The 5,708-nt window shown below is 63.0% G+C and carries 6 protein-coding genes; 2 read left to right on the forward strand and 4 right to left on the reverse strand.

The window, feature by feature from the left end; all coding sequences use genetic code 11:
- The 4 genes from VKZ87_RS09905 to VKZ87_RS09920 form a co-directional block, all read right to left on the reverse strand.
- On the reverse strand, positions 1–784 hold a 784-nt coding region (locus VKZ87_RS09905; RefSeq protein WP_324221093.1), incomplete at its 3' end, for an MBL fold metallo-hydrolase.
- A 16-nt stretch (positions 785–800) separates the two neighbouring features.
- Entirely contained in the window at positions 801–2,144 is a 1,344-nt protein-coding gene (locus VKZ87_RS09910; protein WP_324221094.1) for a TRAP transporter large permease subunit, read from the reverse strand.
- Positions 2,145–2,148: 4 nt separating this feature from the next.
- Positions 2,149–2,715 (reverse strand): TRAP transporter small permease subunit, encoded by a 567-nt coding sequence (locus VKZ87_RS09915; RefSeq protein ID WP_324221095.1) that lies wholly within the window; start codon positions 2,713–2,715, stop codon positions 2,149–2,151.
- A 69-nt stretch (positions 2,716–2,784) separates the two neighbouring features.
- Positions 2,785–3,837, reverse strand: coding sequence for a TRAP transporter substrate-binding protein (locus VKZ87_RS09920; protein ID WP_324221096.1), 1,053 nt, complete (start codon positions 3,835–3,837; stop codon positions 2,785–2,787).
- A 155-nt stretch (positions 3,838–3,992) separates the two neighbouring features.
- On the opposite strand from VKZ87_RS09920, the gene VKZ87_RS09925 reads away from it, so the two are divergent.
- Both VKZ87_RS09925 and VKZ87_RS09930 read left to right on the forward strand, forming a co-directional pair.
- Positions 3,993–4,748: an SDR family NAD(P)-dependent oxidoreductase gene (locus VKZ87_RS09925; RefSeq protein WP_324221097.1), complete on the forward strand. Its 756-nt coding sequence runs from the start codon at positions 3,993–3,995 to the stop codon at positions 4,746–4,748.
- A 12-nt stretch (positions 4,749–4,760) separates the two neighbouring features.
- The coding region (locus tag VKZ87_RS09930; protein WP_324221098.1) for an FAD-dependent oxidoreductase at positions 4,761–5,708 on the forward strand (948 nt) is incomplete at its 3' end.

Raw genomic sequence — 5,708 nt, forward strand, 5'->3', positions numbered from 1 at the left:
CGAAGGCTTCCTTCAGCGGCAGGCCCTTGGCGGCGCTCTCCGATACCGAGCCGTAGAGCGTGGTGAGGAAGTCGCGGGTGAGCTGCAGGCCCTCGCCGACCTCCTTCGGGTTGGTCAGAGCGTCGCCGCGACCCGGGACCAGGGCCTTGGGATTGAACTCGGCAATCTTGTCGAGAGTCTTCGGCCAGTCCTTGAAATGGGCATCGCCGCAATAGCAGGCCGAGTGGTATTCGACCAGGTCGCCCGAGAACATGACGCCGGCATCGGGTACCCAGGCGATGGTGTCGCCCGCCGTGTGACCGCGGCCCAGATGCATGATCTCCACCCGGCGCTTGCCCATGTAGAGGGTGAACTTGGTGGGGAAGGTCATGGTCGGCCAGGTCAGGCCGGGGATGGTATCGGCGGCCTGGAAGAGGCGGGGGAAACGGCCGTATTCGGAATCCCAATCCTCCTTGCCGCGTTCCACGATCAGCGAACGGGTCGCCTCGGAGGCGAAGACCTGCTGCGGCTGGTAAGCCGAGGCACCGAGCACGCGCACCGCATGGTAATGCGACAGCAGCACATACTTGATCGGCTTGTCGGTGACCTTGCGGATATGCTCGATCACCTTGCCGGCCATCTTCGGCGTTGCCTGAGTGTCGATCACCATTACACCGTCATCGCCGATGATGACACCAGTATTCGGGTCGCCTTCAGCGGTGAAGGCGTAGAGTCCTTCGCCCAGCTGGGTGAAGGAGATCTTCTTCTCGGCGGTGTCGGCGGTGGAGGCGAAAGCTTTCGACATGGGAAACTCCTCTTGATCAACCAAGCAGTTTGGCCGGCAGCCAGAGCGCCAGCTGCGGATACACGATGGTCAGCAGCAGGGCGGTCAGCTGGATGATAACGAACGGGATAATGCCGCGATAGATGACGCGGGTGCCGATCTCCGGCGGAGCGATGCCGCGGATGTAGAACAGCGCATAGCCGAAGGGCGGCGTCAGGAACGAGGTCTGCAGGTTCACCGCGAACAGGATGGCGAACCAGAGCAGGATCTGCTCCTGCCCGAGGCCGAAATCGAGGCCCGCGATGATCGGTGCCACGATCGGCATGACGATGAAGGTGATTTCCACCCAGTCGAGAAACATGCCCAGCACGAAGACGAACGCCATGATGAGGAACATGACCCAGTAGGGATTGGTGCCGGCATCCTCGACGCCGAGTGCGTCAGCTATCATGGTGTCGCCGCCGAGCTTGCGGAAGATCACGCTGAAGATCGTCGCGCCGATCATGACGAACATGATCATTGCCGTGGTGCGGGTGGTCTCGTTCAGAACTTCGACGAACTGTCGCCAGGTCAGCTGGCGTGAGACCAGCGCAAGCAGGAACGCGCCCAACGCGCCGAGGGCCGCCGCCTCCGTCGGCGTGGCGATGCCGGCTATGATCGAGCCGAGTACCACCAGGATCAGCAGCATCGGAGCCAGAAGGTCGCGGATCAGCTGTATCACGGCGCGGCCAAACGGCATGCGTTCTCCGGCCGGAAGCGGGGGCATCGACTCCGGCCGGAAGATGGCCACGAAGATCAGGTAGACAACGTAGAGCGCGCCAAGAAGAAGGCCGGGGATCATCGCGCCGGCGAACAGGTCACCGACAGAAATGCGCAGGGTGTCGCCGAGGATAACCAGCATGATGCTGGGTGGAATGAGAATGCCGAGCGTGCCGGTAGAGGCGATGATGCCGGTGGCGAGCCGTGGATCGTAACGGTTCTGCAGCATCACCGGCAGTGCCAGCACGCCCATCAGCACCACAGAGGCGCCGATGATGCCGGTAGAGGCGGCCATGACGATGCCGATGATGGCGACTGCAAAGGCATAACCACCGGGCAGTGGTCCGAGCAGTCCGGCGAGAGAGCGCAACAGGCGCTGAGCGATGCCGGACTTTTCCAGCATCAGGCCCATGAAGACGAAGAGGGGTACGGCAATCAGCAGCCAGTTGCTGAGAATCCCGGAGAAGGTGCGGGACACGCCGGTCGACAGGAACAGGATCGGCACGTCAGCAAGGAAGGCGAAAATGACGCCGACGCCGGCAAGTACCATCGCCACCGGATAGCCGGTGAAGATGCCGACCAGCAGGGCGGCGCACATGAGCAGCGGCCAGAAATAGTCCATCGGTTCAGGCCTTGTGGAGAGTTTTCGGTGGCGGCAGGAAGAACTGCAGCAGCAGCCGCAGGCTGCGCGCCAGCCCCAGCAGGCCGAGCAGGCCGAAGCCTAGCGGCATCACGGCCTTGATGATCCAGCGGTCGACGAGGCCGCCATAAGATGAGCCTTCACCCGTCGTATAGGCCGACATCATGAACTTCCAGGCGAACCATGTCATGACCGCGGCGAAGGGAAGCAGGAAGAGAACGTCGCCGACAATGACGACGATCCGGCGGGTTCGTTCGGTGAAATTGTTGGCGATGAAGTCGACGCTGACATGGCCGTCGGTGTGCAGCGCGTAGACGCCACCCAGCATCACCATGACGGCAAAGAGATGCCATTGCAGGTCGTTCAGGCCGTTGAGGGTGAGCTTTTCGCCCAGCAGCGGGAGGGCGAAGCCCCAGTCCGCAAAGGTGTTGACCCGGAAATGGACCATCGCGACGCCGATGCAGACGCTGACCACCAGGATCGGCGTGGCCCAGCCAACGATTCGGCCGAACCAGGCGCAGGCCTCTTCGATTTTCTTCAGCAGAGCGATCACCGGCCGATCCTCGCTTTTGTAAAAAGAAATGCCGGGTGCGCCGTATCGCAGCGGCGCACCCGCGGTTTGTCAGTTACGCGGCAGGGCCTGCAGATCGTTCCAGCGGCCGACGCGCTTGATGTAGGCGGTCAGCGACTGGTAGGCCTCGGCGAACAGCGCGTCCTTCTTGGCTTCCTCTTCCATCACCTCGGTGGCGGCCTTGGAGAGCGCGGCGAGAACCGGCTCGGGGAAGCGCTGCACCTTCACGCCGGCCTTCTCGATCTGCTCGATCGCGTTCACCTGGGCGTTCAGCTGGTCGTACCAGTTGTAGGTTATGTTGGCCAGGCAGGCTTCGGTCATGATCTGCTGCTGCTTGGGGGTAAACTTCTTCCACACGTCCATGTTGATGATGATCGTGTCCCAGCTGGACGGCTGGTGCCAGCCGGGGAAGTAGTAGTACTTGGCGATCTTCTGTAGGCCGAGACCGATGTCGAGCTGCGGCGCGGAGAATTCCGCCGCCTCAATACGGCCGCGCTCCAGCGAGACGAAGATTTCGCCCGCAGGCACCAGCTGCACGTTGGCGCCCAGCTTGGCCATCGCCTTGGCGCCGAGGCCGGCGATGCGCATGTTCAGGCCCTTGATGTCGTCGACGGTCTTGATTTCCTTGTTGAACCAGCCGCCGGCTTCCGCCGCCACCATATGGCACGGCAGGATCTTCACGTTGTGCGGATCATAGGCCTTCTGGATGATCTCCAGACCGCCGCCCTGGAACATCCAGCCCAGAAACAGCTCCGGGTTCGGGCCGAAGGGCATCGAGCCGACCAGGTTGGCGACCGGGATCTTGTCGGCCCAGTAGCCGACCCAGTCGAAGCCCATCGGAATCGAGCCGTTGGATACCGCGCCGAACACCTCAAACGGCGGCACGAATTCACCGGCGCCGTGCACCTTGATCTTGACCTCGTTGTTGGTCATCAGCGCGACGCGCTCGGCCCATTTCACCGGGCTCTGGCCGATCGACGGCACCTGCAGGCCGAACACCGATTGCAGGTCGAAATTTTTGGCCTGTGCCGCGGCGACGCCGGGCACTGCCGATACACCGAGCAGCGCGATCGCCGCTGCGGCCTTCACAAATAGCTGACGCATGATCCTCTCCCGTCGGATGAGTCCGAATAGGCCGCTTGGCAGCGGCGCTTCCTCCAGAAAACCGAAAGCAGGCACACATTGCCTTGCATTTCAGACGTCGCCATTTTATTAAATGACGAACTCATTCGCAATACACGAATTCCGGGAGTGAAGCGATGCCCAAGCTGCTGGAGGGAGATGTTGCCGTCGTGACTGGTGCCGCGCAGGGAAACGGGCGGGCCATCGCTCTGGGCCTGGCACGGGAAGGGGCGGCGGTTGGCCTTGGCGACGTTGATGCGGCCGGTGTTGCCGGGCTGGCAGACGAGATCACCCGCTCCGGCGGCAAGGCCTTTGCCACCGGACTCGACGTCGCCGACCCGCAGCAATGCGCGGCCTTCGCGCAGGCCTGTTCTGCGGCCCTCGGCCCCGCAAGCATCCTGGTGAACAATGCCGGGATAATCCGTCGAGTCGCGATCGACGACCCCGACTATGACCGTCACTGGCAGGACACGCTGACCGTCAATGCCTCCGGCATGAAGAACATGGTGCGCGCGCTGCTGCCGCAGCTTCGCGTCACCAAAGGCCGCATCGTCAATCTAGGCTCGATCAACTCCTTTGCGACCGGTCCGCGGGCAACCACCTATACCGCCAGCAAGGGCGCGGTACTGCAGTTCACCCGGGCGCTGGCCGCCGAACTGGCGTCCGAGGGAATCCGCGTCAACGGCATCGCGCCCGGCGTGATCGATACGCCGATGACCGAGGCGACCCGCAATGATCCGGCAGCCATCGGCCGCTTCATGGCGCATACGCCGATGGGGCGTACCGGCAAGCCCGAAGAGCTGGTCGGTCCGGTGGTTTTTCTTGTCTCGTCGATGTCCAGCTATGTGACCGGGGCCATGCTCCCGGTCGATGGCGGCTATCTGACTGTCTGAGTGGAGCACGCCATGAATGCATCGAATCCTGTGAAGACCCATGATTGCGACCTGCTGGTGATTGGTAGCGGCGCGGGCGGCATGGCCGCAGCGGTAACGGCCAAGCTGCATGGGCTCGACGTGCTGATCGTCGAAAAGGAATCCGTCTACGGCGGAACGACGGCGCGCTCGGGTGGATGGCTTTGGATCCCGGCCAATCCGCTGGCTGCGCGGGAAGGCATGTCTGACAGCAAGGAAGCGGCACGCACCTATCTGCAGCACGAGGCGGGCAACCATTTCGATGCCGAGCGTGTCGACGCGTTCCTCGAGAACGGCCCGCAGATGGTCGAATTCTTCGAGAGCAGGACGGCCGTCAAATTCGTCCTCGGCCCGCAATTCTCCGACTACCATCCGAACGCTCCCGGCGCCGTCACCGGTGGACGCTCGATCTGCGCCGAGCCTTTCGACGGTCGTGAACTGGGCGCCAACATCAAGACGCTGCGGCCGCCGCTGAAGGAAATTACCTTTGTCGGGATGATGATCGGCTCGGGCAAGGAGCTGCTGCATTTCTTCAATGTGACCCGCTCGGTTGTGTCGGCTGGCTATGTTGCCAAGCTCCTGATGAAGTATTGCCGCGACCTGCTGCTGCATGGCCGCGCCATGCGGTTGACCAACGGCAATGCGCTCGCCGGTCGTCTGGCCAAGTCGGCCTTCGACCTCGGAATCCCGCTCTGGCTGGAAGCGCCCGCACGGGAGCTTCTGAGGAGCGGAGAAGCCGTGACCGGCGCGATAATCGAAACCAGAGACGGAGTGGTGCGGGTCAACGCCCGTCGCGGCGTCGTGCTGGCGACGGGTGGCTTCCCGCATGATCTTGAGCGCCGCAAGCAGCTTTATCCCCATGCGCCGACCGGCCAGGAACATTTCTCGCCGGCGGCCGAAAGCAATACCGGCGACGGCATCCGGATGGCGCGTCCGCTGGGG

Origin of the sequence: Ferrovibrio sp. (genome assembly GCF_035304305.1) — a bacterium.
Lineage (GTDB): Bacteria > Pseudomonadota > Alphaproteobacteria > Ferrovibrionales > Ferrovibrionaceae > Ferrovibrio.

Coding starts and splice junctions, on each gene's coding strand:
- VKZ87_RS09920 (WP_324221096.1), bottom strand. CDS start 3,837: ATGCGTCAGCTATTTGTGAAGGCCGCAGCGGCGATCGCGCTGCTCGGT.
- VKZ87_RS09925 (WP_324221097.1), top strand. CDS start 3,993: ATGCCCAAGCTGCTGGAGGGAGATGTTGCCGTCGTGACTGGTGCCGCG.
- VKZ87_RS09910 (WP_324221094.1), bottom strand. CDS start 2,144: ATGGACTATTTCTGGCCGCTGCTCATGTGCGCCGCCCTGCTGGTCGGC.